This window comes from Brevundimonas sp. (genome assembly GCF_041648115.1).
In the GTDB taxonomy this organism is placed as follows: domain Bacteria; phylum Pseudomonadota; class Alphaproteobacteria; order Caulobacterales; family Caulobacteraceae; genus Brevundimonas.
Map to the genome: position 1 here is coordinate 58,988 of NZ_JBAZPR010000003.1, position 18,687 is coordinate 77,674.

At 66.1% G+C, this 18,687-nt stretch carries 20 protein-coding genes; 10 read left to right on the forward strand and 10 right to left on the reverse strand.

Going from position 1 to position 18,687, the window contains the following annotated elements:
• Positions 1 to 24: 24 nt before the first annotated feature.
• Together WC597_RS03270 and prfB are read left to right on the forward strand one after the other, a co-directional pair.
• Entirely contained in the window at positions 25 to 2,439 is a 2,415-nt protein-coding gene (locus WC597_RS03270; RefSeq protein ID WP_372691801.1) for a penicillin-binding protein 1A, read from the forward strand.
• Between the two features lie 120 nt (positions 2,440 to 2,559).
• Positions 2,560 to 3,682, forward strand: a protein-coding gene (prfB, locus tag WC597_RS03275; RefSeq protein WP_372691802.1) for a peptide chain release factor 2 whose coding sequence is annotated in 2 segments (ribosomal slippage) — positions 2,560 to 2,628 and positions 2,630 to 3,682 — 1,122 coding nt in all. Because the reading frame shifts where the segments join, the coding sequence is not laid out codon by codon here.
• A 120-nt stretch (positions 3,683 to 3,802) separates the two neighbouring features.
• Here the strand turns inward: prfB and WC597_RS03280 are convergent.
• From WC597_RS03280 to WC597_RS03295, 4 genes are all read right to left on the reverse strand, one after another.
• On the reverse strand, positions 3,803 to 4,342 hold the full coding sequence (locus WC597_RS03280; protein ID WP_372691803.1) for a polymer-forming cytoskeletal protein: 540 nt from the start codon (positions 4,340 to 4,342) through the stop codon (positions 3,803 to 3,805).
• 114 nt (positions 4,343 to 4,456) lie between these two features.
• Positions 4,457 to 4,921, reverse strand: coding sequence for a peroxiredoxin (locus WC597_RS03285; protein ID WP_372691804.1), 465 nt, complete (start codon positions 4,919 to 4,921; stop codon positions 4,457 to 4,459).
• Positions 4,921 to 6,174 carry a tyrosine--tRNA ligase gene (gene tyrS, locus WC597_RS03290; RefSeq protein ID WP_372691806.1) on the reverse strand — a complete coding sequence of 418 codons (1,254 nt, stop codon included), beginning with the start codon at positions 6,172 to 6,174 and terminating at the stop codon, positions 4,921 to 4,923. Before tyrS ends, WC597_RS03285 begins: the two co-directional genes overlap by 1 nt.
• Positions 6,175 to 6,494: 320 nt before the next feature.
• Positions 6,495 to 7,379 (reverse strand): LytTR family DNA-binding domain-containing protein, encoded by an 885-nt coding sequence (locus WC597_RS03295; protein WP_372691808.1) that lies wholly within the window; start codon positions 7,377 to 7,379, stop codon positions 6,495 to 6,497.
• Here WC597_RS03295 and WC597_RS03300 point away from each other — a divergent pair.
• The 5 genes from WC597_RS03300 to ahpF all read left to right on the forward strand — a co-directional run bounded on the left by WC597_RS03300 (position 7,378) and on the right by ahpF (position 12,177).
• A complete protein-coding gene (locus WC597_RS03300; protein WP_372691809.1) occupies positions 7,378 to 8,007 on the forward strand; it encodes a DUF2306 domain-containing protein in 630 nt (209 codons plus the stop codon). The two genes, WC597_RS03295 and WC597_RS03300, sit on opposite strands and share 2 nt — an antisense overlap.
• A 68-nt stretch (positions 8,008 to 8,075) precedes the next feature.
• Complete coding sequence (locus WC597_RS03305) at positions 8,076 to 8,582, forward strand: DOMON-like domain-containing protein (protein WP_372691811.1); 507 nt, start codon at positions 8,076 to 8,078, stop codon at positions 8,580 to 8,582.
• Positions 8,579 to 9,781: an exo-beta-N-acetylmuramidase NamZ domain-containing protein gene (locus WC597_RS03310; protein WP_372691812.1), complete on the forward strand. Its 1,203-nt coding sequence runs from the start codon at positions 8,579 to 8,581 to the stop codon at positions 9,779 to 9,781. Before WC597_RS03305 ends, WC597_RS03310 begins: the two co-directional genes overlap by 4 nt.
• A gap of 106 nt (positions 9,782 to 9,887) precedes the next feature.
• Positions 9,888 to 10,451 carry an alkyl hydroperoxide reductase subunit C gene (gene ahpC, locus WC597_RS03315; protein ID WP_135195428.1) on the forward strand — a complete coding sequence of 188 codons (564 nt, stop codon included), beginning with the start codon at positions 9,888 to 9,890 and terminating at the stop codon, positions 10,449 to 10,451.
• Positions 10,452 to 10,590: 139 nt separating this feature from the next.
• Entirely contained in the window at positions 10,591 to 12,177 is a 1,587-nt protein-coding gene (gene ahpF, locus WC597_RS03320; RefSeq protein ID WP_372691813.1) for an alkyl hydroperoxide reductase subunit F, read from the forward strand.
• A gap of 1 nt (position 12,178) precedes the next feature.
• Here ahpF and WC597_RS03325 read toward each other — a convergent pair whose 3' ends face one another.
• The 6 genes from WC597_RS03325 to WC597_RS03350 all read right to left on the reverse strand — a co-directional run bounded on the left by WC597_RS03325 (position 12,179) and on the right by WC597_RS03350 (position 15,445).
• On the reverse strand, positions 12,179 to 12,457 hold the full coding sequence (locus WC597_RS03325) for a hypothetical protein (protein WP_372691814.1): 279 nt from the start codon (positions 12,455 to 12,457) through the stop codon (positions 12,179 to 12,181).
• A gap of 9 nt (positions 12,458 to 12,466) precedes the next feature.
• Entirely contained in the window at positions 12,467 to 12,904 is a 438-nt protein-coding gene (locus WC597_RS03330; protein WP_372691815.1) for a hypothetical protein, read from the reverse strand.
• 61 nt (positions 12,905 to 12,965) lie between these two features.
• Positions 12,966 to 13,787, reverse strand: coding sequence for a transporter (locus WC597_RS03335; protein ID WP_372691816.1), 822 nt, complete (start codon positions 13,785 to 13,787; stop codon positions 12,966 to 12,968).
• A gap of 58 nt (positions 13,788 to 13,845) precedes the next feature.
• Positions 13,846 to 14,055 carry a hypothetical protein gene (locus tag WC597_RS03340; RefSeq protein WP_372691818.1) on the reverse strand — a complete coding sequence of 70 codons (210 nt, stop codon included), beginning with the start codon at positions 14,053 to 14,055 and terminating at the stop codon, positions 13,846 to 13,848.
• Positions 14,039 to 14,761 carry an NAD(P)/FAD-dependent oxidoreductase gene (locus tag WC597_RS03345; RefSeq protein WP_372691819.1) on the reverse strand — a complete coding sequence of 241 codons (723 nt, stop codon included), beginning with the start codon at positions 14,759 to 14,761 and terminating at the stop codon, positions 14,039 to 14,041. The genes WC597_RS03340 and WC597_RS03345 overlap by 17 nt, the downstream gene beginning before the upstream one ends.
• Positions 14,762 to 14,794: 33 nt before the next feature.
• A complete protein-coding gene (locus WC597_RS03350) occupies positions 14,795 to 15,445 on the reverse strand; it encodes an alpha/beta hydrolase (protein WP_159850366.1) in 651 nt (216 codons plus the stop codon).
• Between the two features lie 157 nt (positions 15,446 to 15,602).
• On the opposite strand from WC597_RS03350, the gene WC597_RS03355 reads away from it, so the two are divergent.
• Genes WC597_RS03355 through sufB form a run of 3 tightly spaced genes read left to right on the forward strand, consistent with a single transcriptional unit; the run spans position 15,603 to position 18,687 of the window.
• Positions 15,603 to 16,085: an Rrf2 family transcriptional regulator gene (locus WC597_RS03355; RefSeq protein WP_372691820.1), complete on the forward strand. Its 483-nt coding sequence runs from the start codon at positions 15,603 to 15,605 to the stop codon at positions 16,083 to 16,085.
• Positions 16,082 to 17,221, forward strand: coding sequence for a cysteine desulfurase family protein (locus WC597_RS03360; RefSeq protein WP_372691821.1), 1,140 nt, complete (start codon positions 16,082 to 16,084; stop codon positions 17,219 to 17,221). The genes WC597_RS03355 and WC597_RS03360 overlap by 4 nt, the downstream gene beginning before the upstream one ends.
• Positions 17,221 to 18,687 carry a Fe-S cluster assembly protein SufB gene (sufB, locus tag WC597_RS03365; RefSeq protein WP_372691822.1) on the forward strand — a complete coding sequence of 489 codons (1,467 nt, stop codon included), beginning with the start codon at positions 17,221 to 17,223 and terminating at the stop codon, positions 18,685 to 18,687. Before WC597_RS03360 ends, sufB begins: the two co-directional genes overlap by 1 nt.

Here is an 18,687-nt window from a genome sequence, read left to right on the forward strand (position 1 = left end):
TGGGGCGCGTCGTCGGAGTACGCAGTGAAGATTGCCGAACGCTGGTTCGTGTGGGCGGGCATGGTTCTGCTGGGCGGCATCGCCCTGGCGGGGCTTGTGGTCGCCGTCTATGCGGCGTGGCTGTTCCACGACCTGCCCGATGCGTCGGAGCTGGCGGATTATCGCCCGCCGACCGCCACGCGCGTCTATGCCGGTGACGGCACACTGATCGGCGAGTTCTCGGACGAACGCCGAATCTATGTCTCCTATGACCAGATCCCTACGACGGTCGTGCAGGCCTTCCTGGCCGCCGAGGATCGCAACTTCTTCCAGCACGGCGGCATCGACGTGGGCGGCATCGGCCGGGCCTCGATCAAGAACGTCTTCAACCTGGCGCAGGGTCGCCGGCTGGAAGGCGGTTCGACCATCACCCAGCAGGTGGCCAAGAACGTCCTGCTGACCAACGAATCCAGCCTGAACCGCAAGCTGAAGGAAGCCATCCTGGCCAATCGCCTGGAGGCGACCCTGTCCAAGGAGCAGATCCTCGAACTGTATCTGAACGAGATCTTCCTGGGCTATCGGTCGTTCGGCATCGCCTCGGCGGCCTACAACTATTTCGGCAAGTCGCTGGGTCAGCTGACGCCGGACGAGGCGGCCTTCCTGGCGTCCCTGCCCAAGGGGCCGAACAACTATCACCCCAAACGCCACCCCGGCGCGGCCAAGGGCCGGCGCGACTGGGTGCTGGGCGAGATGGAACAGAGCGGCTGGCTGACGCCGGAACAGCTGGTCGAGGCGCGCGCCAAGCCCCTGGTCACGCGCGATGCGCCCCAGCGTTCGGACTACAAGGACGCGGACTTCTTCGTGGAGGAGGCGCGTCGTCAGGCGGCCGCCAATCCCCAGTTCGGCGAGCAGCTTCGCGCCGGCGGCTTCTATATGCGAACGACGCTGGAACCGACGTTGCAGACGGCGGCCCGTCAGGCGCTGATGCAGGGGCTGGAGAACTATGACCGGCGTCACGGCTGGCGCGGCGGCTGGGGCACGACCGACTTCGCCGATGGCTGGCAGGCGGTCGCCCTGAAGGGACAGGTGCCGCCCGAACGGCGCAGCTGGCAATCGGCCGCCATCGAAAGCGTTAGCGGCAACAACGTCCGTATCCGCACGGCCCGCGACGACAAGACCGGTACGCTGCTGGCTGCCGATGCGGCCTGGGCCAACGCCAACCGTCAACTGAAGCGCGGCGAACTGATCTTCGTGGAGCCCAAGGGCGGCCAGTACGCCCTGAAACAGGTGCCGCGCGTCAACGGCGCCCTGGTGGCCATCGAGCCGCAGTCAGGACGCGTGCTGGCCATGGTCGGCGGCTATTCCTATGCGCTGTCCAGTTTCAACCGCGCCACCCAGGCGCGGCGTCAGCCGGGTTCCGCGTTCAAGCCCTTCGTCTATGCGACGGCGCTGGAGGGGGACTTCACCCCGGCCTCCATCGTGCTGGATGCGCCGATCAGCTTCGCCGGCGGGGCCAACGGCCAGCGCTGGACGCCCGAGAACTACAGCCGCCAATACTACGGCCCGCAGACGCTGCGGCGCGGGCTGGAACTGTCGCGGAACGTCATGACGGTGCGGCTGGCCCAGTCGGTCGGCATGAAGAAGATCGTGGATCAGTCGGCCAAGATGGGCATTCCCGGCCTGACGCCCAACCTGTCGGTGTCGCTGGGCGCGGGCGAGGTGACGCCGCTGGAGATCACGGCCGCCTATTCCGCCTTCGCCAACGGCGGGCGGCGGGTCACGCCCTATCTGATCGACTATGTCCAGGACCGCGACGGCGAGACCATCTTCCGGGCCGACAGCCGCAGCTGCCGCGAATGCGGACGCGGCTTCTCGGGCCAGGAATCGCCTCGACTGCAACAGCGCGGAACCCAGGTCATCGACCCGATCACCGCCTATCAGATGAGCTCGATGCTGGAAGGCGTCGTTCAGCGCGGCACCGCCGCCAGCGCACGCGGGCTGGGCCCATGGGTCGCCGGCAAGACGGGCACGACCAACGAGTATCGCTCGGCCTGGTTCGTGGGCTTCACCACCGACATCGTGGTCGGCGTCTTCATCGGCTTCGACGACAACCGTTCGCTGGGTTCCGGCGAAGCGGGGGCCTCGGCCGCCGTGCCGGTCTTTACGGAGTTCATGCAGACGGCGCTGAAGCAACGGCCCGCTCGCCCGTTCGTGCGGCCCAAGAACGCCATCTTCCGCACCGTGAACGGCATCGAGGAAGCCTTCCGTCCCGGCACCGAGCGTCAGGCCCCGCCGCCTGCGCCGACCGGGCCGGTTCAGCCCACTGGACCGCAGAACTACTACGAGGTCATCCGCCGCGAGCAGGAGGCCGCGACCGGCGCTCCGGCTACTGCACCGGCGCCCACCGCACCGCCGCCGCCCAAGAAGGCGCCGGCCGAGGACTTGAGCGGATTGTACTGAGGCTCTAGGTAGACCTTTCGAACGGCGCGTCCTCGTGGCGCGCCGTTTTCCATTAATCCTGCCCTATCGCGCGGCCTGCGGGCCTCGCGACTTGAGGGCGTTGTGTCGCTGGAGAATGCGATGAGACCGGATGTCGAGGCCATGAAGGCCGACATCGAGCAGAGCGTCGCTCTGCTCAGGAGGCGTCTTTGACTGGGATGTCGCTCTAAGAAAGCTCGATGAGCTGAATGCGCGGGTCGAGGACCCGACGCTGTGGGACAAGCCCGAACAGGCCCAGGCCGTCAGCCGCGAACGCTCGCAGCTGGAAGCCAAGATCAACACCGTCAAGGCGATGGAGCAGGACCTCGAAGACGGGGTGATGCTGGCCGAGATGGCGGACGAGGAAGGCGACGAGGGCGCGCTGGAAGACGCACGCGCGTCTCTGCGGGGCATCAAGGACCGGGCCGCGCGCGCCGAGCTGGAAGCCCTGCTGTCCGGCGAGGCCGACGGCAACGACGCCTATCTGGAAGTGAACTCCGGCGCCGGCGGCACCGAGTCGAACGACTGGGCCGGCATGCTGCTGCGGATGTATTCCCGCTGGGCCAAGGCGCACGGCTACGAAGTCACGATCGAGGCGCACGAAGAGGGCGAGCAGGCGGGGGTGAAGTCGGCCACCATCCTGATCTCCGGCCCCAACGCCTATGGCTGGTTGAAGTCGGAATCGGGCGTGCACCGGCTGGTGAGGATCAGCCCCTATGACGCGGCGGCCAAGCGCCACACCAGCTTCGCCTCCATCGGGGTGTCGCCGGTCGTCGACGACGCCATCGAGATCGACATCAATCCGTCGGACGTGCGCACCGACACCTACCGGGCCTCGGGCGCGGGCGGTCAGCACATCAACAAAACCGACTCGGCCGTGCGCCTGACCCACGTCCCGACCAACACCGTCGTCGCCTGCCAGGCCGGCCGGTCGCAGCACCAGAACCGCGAACAGGCGTGGAAGATGCTGCGGGCGCGCCTGTACGAGCTGGAACTGCAGAAGCGCGAGGCCGTGGCCCAGGCCCTGGCCGACGCCAAGACCGACATCGGCTGGGGTCACCAGATCCGGTCCTATGTCCTGCAACCATATCAGATGGTGAAGGACCTGCGGACCGAGGTCGAGACGTCGGACACCCAGAGGGTTCTGGACGGCGATCTGGACGCCTTCATGGGCGCGGCGCTGGCCCAGCGTGTCGGCGAAACGCGCGGGTCGAACGTCGAATAAGCGAAAGGGGCGGCCTGAAGGCCGCCCCCTTTTTTTGTTGGCTATCGGCCCTTGGCCTACTTGAGCCGCTTTGCCCAGACTACCGGCCTTCGGCCTGCTTGAGCCCGTTGTGTGTCTTGGTCAGGCCGGTGTCTTGGCTTCCGGCTTGTCTGTCTTGGCGGGCTTCTCGGGGGCTTCCAGCATGGCGGCGCCGGGGGTGTCGCGCTTGGCCTGGTTGCAGCGGCCCTGGAACCAGGCGCCCTGGTCGATGGACAGCTGCTCCTGGGTGATGTCGCCCTCGACGCGGGCGGTGGCGTACAGCTTGACCTGTTTGGCGACGATGGCGCCCGTGATGCGACCGCGCACGTCCAGCACGTCGGCGTGAACGGTGCCTTCGACCGCGCCGCCTTCCCCGATGACGACGCGGGCCACGCGGACGTCACCCTTCAGATTGCCTTCGACCTGAAGCTCGCCGGCGCCGGAGATATTGCCTTCGTATTTCACCCCGGCCGCCAGGGTGGACAGGTTGCTGGACCGGGTCGCCGGGCGGGCCGGTTCAGGCGCGCGGGCGGCGGGCGTCGCCGCCGGCAGGTTGGGGGTCGGCGACGGCGTCGGTTCAGGCGCAGGCGGGATGCCCAGCCCCTGTGATCCGGTGTCGTAGGATTTGCTCTTGGTGAACATGGTGCGCTCCGCATCTGCCAGCCAAGGCCGGCCAAGCCCCTAGTAGCCCTGAAGGTCACTAGGCCGTGGGCGAGGCCTCAAGGTCAAGCACGGCTTCCGAACCGTGGTCGTCGATCACAAAACCTTCACCGCCTCCAAGACGGCGGCGGCGTGGTCCGCGACCTTCACATTGCGCCAGGCGCGGGCGATGCGGCCCTCGGCGTCGATCAGGAAGGTGGCGCGTTCGATGCCCATATATTCGCGGCCGTACAGCTTTTTCTGAACCCAGACGCCCCAGGCCTCGCAGGCGGCGCCGCCCTCGTCCGAGGCCAGGACGACGGCGAGGTCGTATTTGGCCTTGAACTTGTCGTGCTTCTTCACCGTATCCTTGGATACGCCAATGACTGGCACGCTCAGGGCGGCGAAGTCGGGCGCCAGGGCGGTGAAGTCCTGGGCCTCGCGCGTGCAGCCGGTCGTGTCGTCCTTGGGATAGAAATAGACGACGGCGGGCTTGCTCTTGAGGGCGGCGAGGGTGATGCGGCCGCCGCCGTCCGTGGGCAGGTCGAGGGCGGGGGCGGGCTGGCCTTCGGTCGCGGACATCAGATGGGCCTCACCAGAACGATCTTCTTCTTGCCGGCCGCCAGCTTGATCACGCCGTCCTTGAGGTCGGCCTCGGTCAGCAGTTGGGCGCCATCGGAAACCGAGGCGTCGTTCAGGCGCAGGCCGCCGCCCTGAGCCAGGCGACGGGCCTCACCGTTGGAGGCTGTCAGGCCGGCCTTGGTCACGACGGCGGCGATCATGGCGCCGTAAACCTCGGCCGAGGGCAGTTCGATGGTCGGCAGGTCGGCGGAGATCTGACCCTTTTCGAAGGCGGTCTCGGCGGCGGCGCGGGCCGTGGCGGCGGCCTCGGCGCCGTGCAGCATGGTGGTGGCGGCGTCGGCCAGGGCCTTCTTGGCGTCGTTGATGGCCGCGCCTTCCAGCGCCTCGAAACCGGCGATCTCGGCGTCGGACAGGTCGGTGAACAGGCGCATGAAGCGGCCCACGTCGCCGTCTTCGGTGTTGCGCCAGTACTGCCAGTAGTCATAGGGCGACAGGGCGTCGGCGTTCAGCCAGACGGCGCCGCCCACGGTCTTGCCCATCTTCTGGCCGGAGGCGGTGGACAGCAGCGGCGTGGTCAGTCCGAAGGCGGCCTTCTGGTCCACCTTGCGGGTCAGTTCGACGCCGTTGATGATGTTGCCCCACTGGTCCGATCCGCCCATCTGAAGCGTGCAGCCGTAGCGGCGGTTCAGCTCCAGGAAGTCGGTGGCCTGCATCAGCATGTAGTTGAATTCGAGGAAGGTCAGCGGCTGCTCGCGTTCCAGACGCAGCTTGACGGAATCGAAGCTGAGCATCCGGTTGACGGTGAAGTGGGTGCCGTAATCGCGCAGGAACTCCAGATAGCCCAGCTTGGACAGCCATTCGTCGTTGTCGACCATGATGGCGTCGGACGGGCCGTCGCCGAAGGTCAGGAACTTTTCGAACACGCCCTTGATGCCGGCGATGTTCTCGGCGATCCGCTCTTCGGTCAGCAGGGGGCGCTGGGTATCCTTGAAGGAGGGGTCGCCCACCTTGGTCGTGCCGCCGCCCATCAGGACGATGGGCTTGTGCCCCGCCTGCTGAAGGCGGCGCAGCAGCATGATCTGGATCAGGTGGCCGACATGCAGCGACGGCGCCGTGGCGTCGAAGCCGATATAGCCCGTCACCACGCCGGCGGTCGCCGCCGCATCCAGCTCAGCCGGATGGGTGATCTGATGGATATAGCCGCGCGCCTGCATGGTGCGGAGGAAGTCGGATTTGTAAGCGTGTTCGGTCATGGCGAAGCTCCGTTAGCAAAGATGCCGACGGGCGTCTTCCCTTTGGTGGCGCGACGAGGGGGCAGGGAGGTTCAGACGGTACGAGCGAAAAACACCGTCTAAAGTGTCTAATTCGTCTGAAGTCGGGCGGGGGTGAAATTGCACTGCACCCGGAAAACGCGTGCAAAGTGCAAAGAAGTGCAATTTAGAGAAGGCGCGTTCGGGCATGGCGACGGCCATTATACAGTGGTTTCGAGGGGCGGCAGGTTAGGCGTCGCTGCTTCGCCTCAGGGTGTTGTTCCGTCAGGATATGTCGCACGGAAATGCGACGGTTGGGGCGGTCAGGACCAGCCGGCTTCTTTCAAAATCGCGGCGTAGGTCCGGCTAACGGGCGCCTTCAGGTCGCCGAGCAGGTGCAATTCACCCATGCCGCGCCGCCAGCGAATGCTCTGGACCGCATCGGCCGCCACCCACCATGACCGATGGACGCGCCAGCCGTGGGCCAGCGCCAGTTCCGACAGGGCGTCGCCAAACCGCAGGGTGATCAGTTCGGCGCCCGCATCGGTGTGGACCTTCAGATAATGGTCGTGCGCCTCGACCGCGATGAGACGTGCGCCACGCCGTTTCGCGGACAGCCGACGCCGGAACGCGGCCTCGGCCTCGGGTAGGGGCGGGGCGATGACGGTCCGGGTCTCGATCCGCGCGGGAGGTCGCCGCCAGACCAGAGCCCTAACCGCCATGACGGCCAGCAGTATGGGAAAGACCTGCAAGAACAGCCTTTGAAATTCATACCAGCCCCCGTCGCCGTCGAACATGAGCCGCTCGGTCCATAAGACGTGAAAGGTCACGAACGGGGTCATCAGCACCGAGACGAGCACGGTCCGTATCCACAGGTTCGGAACACCACGGCCGAGGGCTTCATCCGCTGCGATGCCGATCAGCCCGCCGCCGATCATGCAGATCAGCCAGTAGATGTAACGCCCGACGATGGGCACATGTTCGGAGGTGAAGGGGCCAATGAACCCCATCAGCAAACCGATCACGGCCAGGATCACGAGGTCGATCGCCCAGCGTCGCAACATCGTCGATTTCAGCAACGCTGAGGCCCTGCCATCCATGCCGTCCCGTTCACGCAGTCCTGACGCCGTTCGCGAAGCACCGCCTAGCGATCCATCAGCGGCGCGGCAATGACGTTCGGCGAAACAGCCGATGGGGAGTCTGCTCATGTCCGTATCCAACGCAACGCCGCCGGGACGACCGGGAGCATGGCCGGTCCGTGTCGGCTGGCTGGTGCTGACCCTGCTTTGCCTGGGCGTCGCCGCCTATTCAGCGAGATATCTGCTGGACCCGCCCAGAACACCGGCCGAGGCGCTGGGCAATCCGATGGGGATTCCGTGGCTGGTGATCCATGTCGCCGGAGCCATGACGGCGCTGGCGGTGGGGTCGGTGCAGTTCCTGCCCCGCTTTCGTCGCGGCGCTCGCCCGCCGCATCGCTGGACCGGACGGGTGTATGTCGTCGGATGTCTGGTCGGAGGCGCTGCTGCCCTGGTTCTGGCGTCCGGGTCGTTCGCCGGGCCGATCGCCACGGTCGGTTTCAGCAGTCTAGGGCTGCTGTGGATCGGCGTGACTGTTCTAGGGTGGCGCGCGGCGGTGCAGGGGCGTCTGGTCGACCATCGGCGATGGATGATCCGGTCCTGGGCTTTGACCTTGGCCGCCGTGACCTTACGGCTCTACCTGCCGTTGGTCATGATTATGGATCTGCCGTTTGTGCCCTGGTATCGCGCCATTTCTTTCTTGTGCTGGGTTCCCAATCTGATCGCGGCGGAGTTCTGGCTGCGACGCCACAGGACATAGCAATCCCCGGCGACCTCGTTATCGACTGCAGGCTTTGACGCGTCCTTGGCGTGCGATACGAAGATCGGATGCGTCTGCCCCTGATCCCGCACCCGACTTCGCCGCATGGCGGGCTGACGCTGGAGGTCGAGGCGCGGCGGGCGGGGCGGGTGCTGAGCCTGGAATATGTGCTGGCCGGGCCGGTCGAGATGGTGCGTTGGCCGCAGGCGGCAGAGCGAGTGCGGACGGACGGCCTGTGGCAGGCGACCTGTTTCGAGGCGTTCGTGAGGACGACGGGCGGCTATGTGGAGATCAACCTGTCGCCGTCGGGGGCGTGGGCGGCCTATCGGTTCGATGGCTATCGCGAGGGGATGCGGGCGCTGGAGATGCCGGCGCCCTTCATCGTCACGCGGACGGCGCCGGGGCGGTTCGTGCTGACGGCCGACGTGACCCTGCCCGAGGATGCAGGCGAGTCCGTGGGGTTGTCGGCGGTGATCGAGGGGTTCGACGGGACGATCGCCTATTGGGCGCTGGCGCATCCTTCGGATAAGCCGGACTTTCATCATCCCGACTCGTTCGCGCTGGACCTGATATGAACTTCGGCCTCGACCGCCTTTTGTCCGATGACGCCCTGAGGGCGCAGTTGAAGGGGCGGCGCGTGGCGTTGCTGGCGCATCCGGCGTCGGTGACCAAGGACCTGACCCATGCGGTGGATGCGTTGGCCGCCTGTCCCGAGATCACGCTGACCGCCGCCTTTGGCCCGCAGCACGGGATGAAGGGGGATTTGCAGGACAATATGATGGAGAGCCCGGATTATTCCGATCCGGTGCATGGGTTCCCGGTGTTCAGCCTGTACGGCGAGGTGCGGCGGCCGACGGAGGCGTCGATGGAGACGTTCGACGTCATCCTGATCGACCTGCAGGACTTGGGGTGTCGCATCTACACCTATGTGACGACGCTGCTCTATGTGCTGGAGGCGGCGGCGAAACACGGCAAGGCGGTGTGGGTGCTGGATCGGCCCAATCCGGCGGGGCGGCCGGTCGAGGGGCAGACGCTGCTGGCCGGCTGGGAGAGCTTCGTCGGGGCAGGGCCGATGCCGATGCGGCACGGGATGACGCTGGGCGAACTGGGCCACTGGTTCATCGCCCACTATGGCCTGGACGTCGAATACAAGGTCGTGGAGATGCAGGGCTGGGCGCCGGAACAGGCGCCGGGTTACGGCTGGCCGCTGGGCGAACGGGCCTGGATCAACCCCAGCCCGAATGCGCCGAACCTGTCGATGGCGCGGGCATACGCCGGGACGGTGATGCTGGAGGGGGCGACTCTGTCGGAAGGGCGCGGCACGACCCGGCCGCTGGAGCTGTTCGGGGCGCCGGACATCGATGCGCGGGCGGTGATCGCCGAGATGCGTGCGCTGGCGCCGGAGTGGCTGGAGGGCTGCATCCTGCGCGACATGTGGTTCGAACCGACCTTCCATAAGCATGTCGGACAGCTGTGCAGCGGGGTGCAGATCCATGTGGACCAGCCGGGCTATGACCATGCGGCGTTCAAGCCGTGGCGGGTGCAGGCGCTGGGGTTCAAGGCGATCCGGCGGTTGTATCCCGACTACGACCTGTGGCGCGATTTTCCGTATGAGTATGCGTTCGGCAAACTACCCATCGACGTGATCAACGGAGGGCCGGGGTTGCGGCAATGGGTGGACGACGCGGGCGCGACGCCGGCCGATCTGGACGCGGCGACGATGCCGGACGAGGCGGCGTGGGAAGAGACGCGGCGGCCGTTCCTGCTGTATTGAAACTATAACCAAAATCTATTGTGCATCTGCAAATAAGTGATTGGGCTTATTTGTTGCGGTGCGGTAGGGAGAGGGCCTCCCAACCACGCTGCATTGGATTTTCCGCATGGCCCTGATCAACACGACCATCAAACCCTTCACGGCCGAGGCCTACAAGAACGGCAAGTTCCTGACGGTCACGGACGCCGATGTGGCGGGCAAGTGGGCGATTTTCTTCTTCTATCCGGCCGACTTCACCTTCGTGTGCCCGACCGAGCTGGAAGACCTGGCCGATCACTATGACGCGTTCCAGAAGCTGGGCGTCGAGATCTATTCGGTGTCGACCGACACCCACTTCTCGCACAAGGCCTGGCACGACTCGTCGCCGGCCATTGGCAAGATCAACTACACCATGCTGGGCGACCCGTCGGGCCAGGTGACCAACAACTTCGACGCCATGCGTCCGGGCGTGGGCCTGGCTGATCGTTCGACCTTCCTGGTCGACCCGGACGGCGTGATCCAGTTCACCGAAACCACGTCGGAAGGCATCGGCCGCAACGCCGCCGAGCTGCTGCGCAAGGTCAAGGCCGCCCAGTATGTGCGTTCGCATCCGGGCGAAGTCTGCCCGGCCAAGTGGGAAGAAGGCGAAGCCACCCTGGCGCCGTCGCTCGACCTCGTCGGCAAGATCTAAGAACCACGCCTATCGGGTCCGGCCTTCGGGTCGGACCCACCCGGCGCCTCCATATCTCGGGGGGCCGGACGCCATCGCGCAAGCCTCGCCGGGATCGGCTCGCAGGCGGCGCGCCACCCTGACATTCAAGGACTGCCCCATGCTGGACGCCAATCTGAAATCTCAGCTTGAGGGCTACCTCAAGAACATCGTCCATCCGGTCGAACTGGTCGCCTCGCTGGGCGCTGGTCCCAAATCCATCGAACTGAAGACCCTGCTGGAGGAGATCGTCTCGGTCTCGCACGGCAAGGTCGAGATGGGTCGAGACTATGACGACGAACGTCAGCCCAGCTTCCTGATCCGCCGCAAGGGCACCGACATCGGCGTGCGGTTCGCCGGCATTCCGCTGGGCCACGAGTTCACCTCGCTGGTGCTGGCCCTGCTGCATGTCGGCGGCCATCCGTCCAAGGCGGCGCAGGACGTGATCCAGCAGGTCAAGGATCTGGACGGCGACTATGTGTTCGAGACCTATTTCTCGCTGTCGTGCCAGAACTGCCCCGACGTGGTGCAGGCCCTGAACCTGATGAGCGTGCTGAACCCGCGCATCAAACACGTCGCCATCGAAGGCGGCCTGTTCAAGGACGAGGTGGAGGAGCGCAAGATCATGGCCGTGCCGACGGTCTTCCTGAACGGCGAACTGTTCGGTCAGGGCCGGATGGAGCTGGAGCAGATCGTCGCCAAGATCGACAGCGGCGCCGAGGCGCGCGCCGCCGAGAAGATCAAATCCAAGGACCCGTTCGACGTGCTGGTGATCGGCGGCGGCCCGGCGGGCGCGGCGGCGGCCATCTATACGGCGCGCAAGGGCATCCGCACCGGCATCGCAGCCGAGCGATTCGGCGGCCAGGTGCTGGACACCATGTCGATCGAGAACTTCATTTCGGTGCCGCACACTGAGGGGCCGAAACTGGCCGCCCACCTGGAACAGCATGTCCGCGAATACGAGGTGGACCTGATGAACCTGCAGAAGGCCGTCAAGCTGGCGCCGTCCAGGGTTCCGGGCGGGCTGCATGAGGTGGTGCTGGAGAACGGCGCGTCGCTGAAGTCTCGTACGGTCATCCTGTCGACCGGCGCGCGCTGGCGCCAGATGAACGTGCCGGGCGAGGACCAGTACAAGAACAAGGGCGTGGCCTATTGCCCGCACTGCGACGGGCCGCTGTTCAAGGGCAAGCGGGTGGCTGTGATCGGCGGCGGCAACTCGGGCGTCGAGGCGGCCATCGATCTGGCGGGCATCGTGGCCCATGTGACCCTGATCGAATACGACAGCGAACTGCGGGCCGATGCGGTGCTGCAGCGCAAGCTGGCGACCCTGCCGAACGTGCGGATCGTGACCTCGGCCCTGACGACCCAGGTGCATGGCGACGGCGAGAAGGTGACGGGCCTGTCCTACAAGGACCGCAACTCCGACGCCCATCACGACGTCGATCTGGAAGGCATCTTCGTCCAGATCGGCCTGGTGCCGAACACTGAATGGCTGCGCGGCGCGGTCGGCCTGACCCAGCGCGGCGAGATCGAGGTGGATCATCGCGGCGAGACCTCGCAGCCGGGCATTTTCGCCGCCGGCGACGTGACCACCGTGCCCTACAAGCAGATCGTGATCGCCATGGGCGAAGGCTCGAAGGCGGGCCTGTCGGCCTTCGACTACATGATCCGCACTGTGCCGGCGGAAGAGGTTGTCGAGGCGGCGTAAGCTATTTGGGCCGTGCGAACGCGCTTCGCACGGCCCGCACGATCTCGACAAGGATCGCCCAGGCCAGGGTGACGACGAAATAGACCCATCGCGCCGCCAGCACGATCAGCAGCGGAATCGCCCAAAGCACGGCCCAGACGTAATACGGCCAGTCGGAATGGGAGACGGCGCGCAGGATCAGCGCGACCCCGAACATCGGCAGGGTCAGCAGCAGATAGTTCCACAGCGTGATCCTGCGCTTGACCCAGGGCAGGATGCGACCGGTCTTTCCCGTAGTCATTGACGGTCGTCAGCGGACGCGGAGGGCCGCGGCGAACCGGTCGTCGATCGCCTGTTCGCCCTGCGACAGATTGGTGATCACACCGGGATGAGATTCTGCGAACTGGCGGCACAACTGTTTGGCGTCGGACGCTAGCCGCTTGGCATGAAATGGGAGTTCGTCGGCGGGCAAGTCTGAAATCGGCTCCGAGAACGGCAGGTTCGCCTGCTCCAGATCGACGCCGGCCTGAATGACGTGGATGATCGCGTCCTGACCCCAGCCCGCCCTAGCGGCCTGTCGGGCGAACCGGTTTGCGGCGTCCTCGGCGATCAGTTCATCGACGGGATAGCCAAGCCGTTTGCAGACCGCCGTCCGCTCTCCGAGACGGCCCACGGTTTCGCCTCCGGCGATCAGGTCGGATTTGGAAAGGGTCTGAATGAGGAGTGCGGCGAGGATTGCTGAAACCATGGGATCGGGCCGCTCCTTCGAAGGATTATCCGTCGTGACAATGTTCGCCTGAGCGAACGGTTCAGAACCGCCGCGCGACGCCGACGCCGAACTCTACATCCGGGCTGTCATCGTTCAGGCCGAAGTTGAGGCCGAAGTCGAGCTGGGCGTCGGGCAGGGAGGGCGGCGACCAGACGGCGGTCAGGTCGAAGGTGGACTGGGTGGTCGCTTCGACGGGATCGTCGTCGCGGCTGACCCAAAGCTCGGCGCCCAGATCCAATTGGCCGAAACCGCGCCCGACGCCAGCGACCATCGTATAGGCGGCGTGGCGGCCGTCGCCGCCGGCGTTCGAGACCCAACCGACCTCGGGCGACAGGCTGAGGCTCCAGTCGTCGTTCAGGGGGATGGAGACGGGCAGGATGATCCCGCCTTCGAACCCGTCGGCGCGGATGGCGCGCGCGCCGGTCGGGGCGGTGACGAAGCCCGAAATGGCGGCCGACAGGCCGGAACCGTCGGGGTTCTTCAGCGAATGGCGCAGGCCGAGGCTGAGGTCGCCGACGCCTTCAACCGTGTCGCGGACGCCGGACGCGCGGTCGATGGTGCGTTCGCGGTTCCAAGTGGTGAGACCGAGTTGAAGCTCGGTCAGGCCTGTGAGGCCGTAGCGGACGAACAGGTCGCCGGCGTCCCAGGTTTCGGTTTTGGTCGCGCCGTCGGTCTGACGCGCTGCGTCGAACAGGCCCAGTTCGACCTGCCATCGGCCTTGATCAAGGATGCAGGTCGGCGTGCCCTTGCCGGGGCGGTCGGCGCAGAAATCGCGCGGGGTCGGAGACGCATCCTGGGCCAGGACCGGCGCGGTGACGGCGAGGGTCGAGGCGAACAGGGCGGCGGACAGGCGCAGGCGCATGGAGTGTCTCGGAACCGATGTCGCCTGATCATGCCGTGCAGGCTTTAATCGCGGGTGATCAGTGCAGTTTCAGCCGCCCTGAAACACGACGATGCAACAGGCGCGACAGGGCCAGCAGGACGGTGCGGCGCACGCCCAAGATGGCCCGGTGATGATCCAGGTGGAGCGCCATATAGGCCCATTTGGCGATCAGGCCCTCAATCAGGAAGTTGGGACCACCCAGCCCGCCCATCAGTGAGCCGACACCCTTGTCACCACCCAGGGACACCAGCGAGCCCTTGTCCTGATAGAGATAGGGGCCGTGATCGCGCGTCGGGTCCGACAGGGCCTTGGCGCGGCGCGGCCTCGATGATGGAGACGGCGAGGTCGAAACGCTGGTCCGGCGACAGGCCGGCGGACAGTTCGTCGTGGCCTTCGATCAGTTCGGTGGACAGTTCGACGCCGGTCGCGCCCGCGCCGACGATGGCGATGTTCAAGGTGCACTCGTCCGAATAGGCGGCGGCGAGGAAGGCGGAGGTCAGACGCTTGTTGAAGCTTTCCGCATCGGCGACGTCTTCCAGCAGATGGGCGTGCTCGGCCGCGCCCGGCGTGCCGAACAGGTTCGAGCCGCTGCCGATGGCCAGGACCAGAGTGTTGAACGACAGGGTGCGTGGCGCGACGATAACGGCGCCGTCGGCGTCGCGGATTTCGCCCAGGGTCAGGGTCTTGTTCTCCGGGGCCAGACCCGTCAGGTCCCCAAAGGCGAAGCTGAAATGATTGCGCCGCGCCAGCACCGGATAGGACAGACCCTCCTGATGGCTGTCTAGCGACCCGGCCGCGACCTCGTGCAGGCTGGGCTTCCACAGGTGGAAGATCGACCGGTCGATCAGCAGGACGCGACGCCGGCCTTCTTGCGGCCCGAACCGACGCCCCAGGCGGGCGGCGAACTCAAGCCCGCCGGCGCCGCCGCCGATGATGACGATGTCGTGCTGCATTCGGGTCTCCTGAAGACGACCCGAATTCTAGGCTCAGGCCGGCTTTTCTTCCAGACGCTTGTCCAGATAGGCGCCGACGCGGCGGTCGACGGCGCTCATGTGGTCCTGCCAGAAGTGGCTCGCGCCTTCTTCCAGTTCGTAGTCGATGATAATGCCCTTCTGAGTGCGCAGCTTGTTGACCACGCGCTCGACCTCGACCGGCGGCACGACGGTGTCGGCCGTGCCGTGCAGGAACAGGCCGGAGGCCGGGCAGGGGGCCAGGAAGGAGAAGTCGTACATGTTCGACGGCGGCGAGACCGAGATGAAGCCGTCCGTTTCCGGGCGGCGCATCAGGAGCTGCATGCCGATATAGGCGCCAAACTGATAGCCGCCGACCCAGGTCTGGCTGGCGCCGGGGTTGTTCGACTGGAGCCAGTCGAGAGCGGTGGCGGCGTCGGCCAGCTCGCCGATGCCCGAATCGAACTCGCCCTGCGACTTGCCGACGCCGCGCGAGTTGTAGCGCAGGGTGGCGAAGCCGCGCTGCTGGAACAACTGGTGCAGGGTGACCGTGACCGGGTTGTTCATGTGCCCGCCCGCCTTGGGGTGCGGGTGCAGGATCAGGGCGATCGGTGCGTTCGGGCGCTTGCCCGGGGAATAGCGGCCTTCGATGCGACCGGAGGCGCCGGGCAGGATGACTTCAGGCATAGGGGCTCTGGAATCCGTTCAACTGTCATTTCGCAAGTGCGTAATACTTGACCGCAGAGGTAGGACTTTCTAAGTCCCACGCAAGCGGGCCGCCTTCGCGAAGGCGCGGGTTCTAGCACAAGAGCCCCGAAAAGCCCGCAATTTTTGAAGGTGCGATATGCGTCTGTCGACCAAGGGACGATACGCCGTGATGGCGATGGCCGATCTGGCGAAAAACGGACGCGGCGAGAGCGGTGAAATCCGGGCGGTTTCGCTGGCCGAGATCGCTGCGCGCCAGGAGATTTCGCTCAGCTATCTGGAGCAGCTGTTCGCGCGGCTGCGCAAGAGCGAGCTGGTCAAGAGCGTGCGCGGACCCGGCGGTGGTTATCGTCTGGCCAAGGCGGCGCACGAGACGGTGGTGGCCGAGATCGTGCTGGCGGTGGACGAGCCGATTCGCGCGACGCGGTGTGTGGCGCACGGATCGCCCAAGGGCTGCATGCTGGCTGGCGAACGCTGCATCACCCATAACCTGTGGGAAGATCTGGGCGACGAGATCCATCGCTATCTGGCCGGCGTGTCGTTGGAGGATGTGGTGATGAACCGCACGGGTCAGCGTCGCCGCAACGTGGAGCCACAGCAGGCTGTCGGGGTGGCGGCATGAGCGGCATTTATCTGGATTATAATGCGTCGGGCCTGGTGCGGCCTGAAGTGCTGGAAATCATGACGCGGGCGCTGGCCGACAACGGCAATCCGTCGGCGGTCCATGCGGCCGGACGGCGGGCGCGGGCGCGGGTGGAGACGGCGCGGGCCCAGGTCGGGGATCTTGTCGGCGCCGATCCGACGGCGGTGGTGTTCAACAGCGGAGGCACCGAGGCCAACGCCCAGGGCATCGCCAGCGCCCTGGCGGCGGGATGTGAGCGGCTGATCGTCTCGGCGACCGAACATCCGTGCGTGGCCGAGTCGGCCGCGAATGCGGGTGCGCCGGTCGAGGTGCTGCCGGTCGATGCGAACGGCGTGGTCGATCTGGACTGGCTGGCGGGGGCGCTGAGCCGTCCGGGCCGGGCCGTGGTCGCCATCCATCATGCGAACAACGAAAGCGGCGTGATCCAGCCGGTGGTGGAGGCCGCCGCCCTGGTGCGCGCGGCCGGCGGCTGGTTGCACGTCGACGCGATCCAGTCGGCGGGCAAGATTGTGGTCGATATGCGGACGCTGGACGCCGACAGCCTGACCCTGTCGGCGCACAAGCTGGGCGGGCCGCAGGGCGTGGGGGCCTTGATCCTCAAGGAAGGCGCGTCGGGCGTGCGCATTCTGCATGGCGCCGGACAGGAGCGGGGTCTGCGCGCGGGCACCGAGAACGTGCCGGGCATCGCCGGTTTCGGCGTCGCGGCCGACAGCGCCGCGCGGGATCTGAAAACGATGCAATCGCACGTCGGCTGGCGTGACGCCGCGGAGGCCAAGGTGAAGGCCGCCGGGGCGACCGTGATCGGCGGTGACGTCGAACGCCTGCCCAACACCCTGTTCATGGCGGTCGAAGGCTGGGACAGCCCGCAGCAGCTGATCACCCTGGATCTGGCGGGCGTCATGGTGTCGGCGGGCTCGGCCTGTTCGTCGGGCAAGGTCAAGCCGTCCAAGACCATCAGCGCCATGGGGCTGAATAGTCTGGCGACCGGGGGCGTGCGCGTGTCCGGCGGCTGGGGAACGATCGAAAGCGACTGGGTGCGGTTCGCCGACGCCTGGGTCGCCGCCTACAACAAGCATAAGACACGCGCCGCCGAGCGCGTGAGAGAGGTCGCCTGATGGCCGCCGTCAAGGAAACCATCGACGCCGTCGCCGCGCTGGAGAAGTACGAGCACGGCTTCACCTCGGACATCGAGACGGAATACGCGCCGCGCGGCCTGAGCGCCGAGATCGTGCGCTTCATCTCCGAAAAGAAGGGCGAGCCGGAATGGATGCTGGAATGGCGCCTCGCCGCCTATGAGCGCTGGCTGGCGATGGAAGAGCCGACCTGGGCGGCGGTGAAGTACGAGCCGGTCGATTACCAGTCGCTGTTCTACTATGCGGCGCCCAAGCAGAAAGAGGGGCCGAAGTCTCTGGACGAGGTCGATCCCGAGATCCTGGAAATCTACAAGAAGTTGGGCATCCCGCTGAAGGAGCAGGAAGTGCTGGCGGGGGTGCAGGGCGCGCCACGCGTGGCCGTGGACGCCGTGTTCGACAGCGTGTCGGTCGTCACCACCTTCAAGGAGGAACTGGCCAAGGTTGGCGTGATTTTCATGCCGATTTCCGAGGCCTTGCGCGAATATCCTGATCTGGTGCGGCAATATCTGGGGTCCGTGGTGCCGGTCTCGGACAACTATTTCGCGGCCCTGAACAGCGCGGTCTTTTCGGACGGATCGTTCGTCTACATTCCGCCGGGCGTGCGCTGCCCGATGGAGCTGTCGACCTATTTCCGCATCAATGCGTCACAGACGGGCCAGTTCGAACGCACGCTGATCATCGCCGACAAGGGCAGCTATTGCTCCTATCTTGAGGGTTGCACCGCGCCGATGCGCGACGAGAACCAGCTGCACGCCGCCGTGGTCGAGATCGTGGCGCTGGACGACGCCGAGGTGAAATATTCGACGGTCCAGAACTGGTATCCCGGCGACGCCGAGGGCAAGGGCGGCATCTACAACTTCGTCACCAAGCGGGCGGATTGCCGGGGTGATCGGTCCAAGGTCAGCTGGACGCAGGTCGAGACCGGTTCGGCCGTGACCTGGAAATATCCGTCCTGCATCCTGAAGGGCGACGACAGCTCAGGCGAGTTCTATTCCATCGCCATCACCAACGGACATCAGCAAGCCGACACCGGCACCAAGATGATCCACCTGGGCAAGAACACCAAGTCGCGGATCATCGCCAAGGCGGTGTCGGCGGGCAAGTCGGACTCGACCTATCGCGGTCTGGTCTCGGTGCACCCCAAGGCGACGGGGGTGCGCAACTTCACCCAGTGCGACAGCCTGCTGATCGGCAAGGAGTGCGGCTCGCACACCATCCCCTATATCGAGGCCCGCAACGGCTCGGCCCAGCTGGAGCATGAGGCGACGACGACGCGCCTGTCGGACGACCAGCTATTCTACGCCCAGCAGCGCGGCCTGTCGCAGGAGGAGGCGGTGGCCCTGCTGGTCAACGGCTTCGTCCGCGACGTGATGCAGAAGCTGCCTATGGAGTTCGCCGTCGAGGCGCAGAAGCTGGTGGCGATCAGTCTTGAGGGGAGCGTGGGCTAA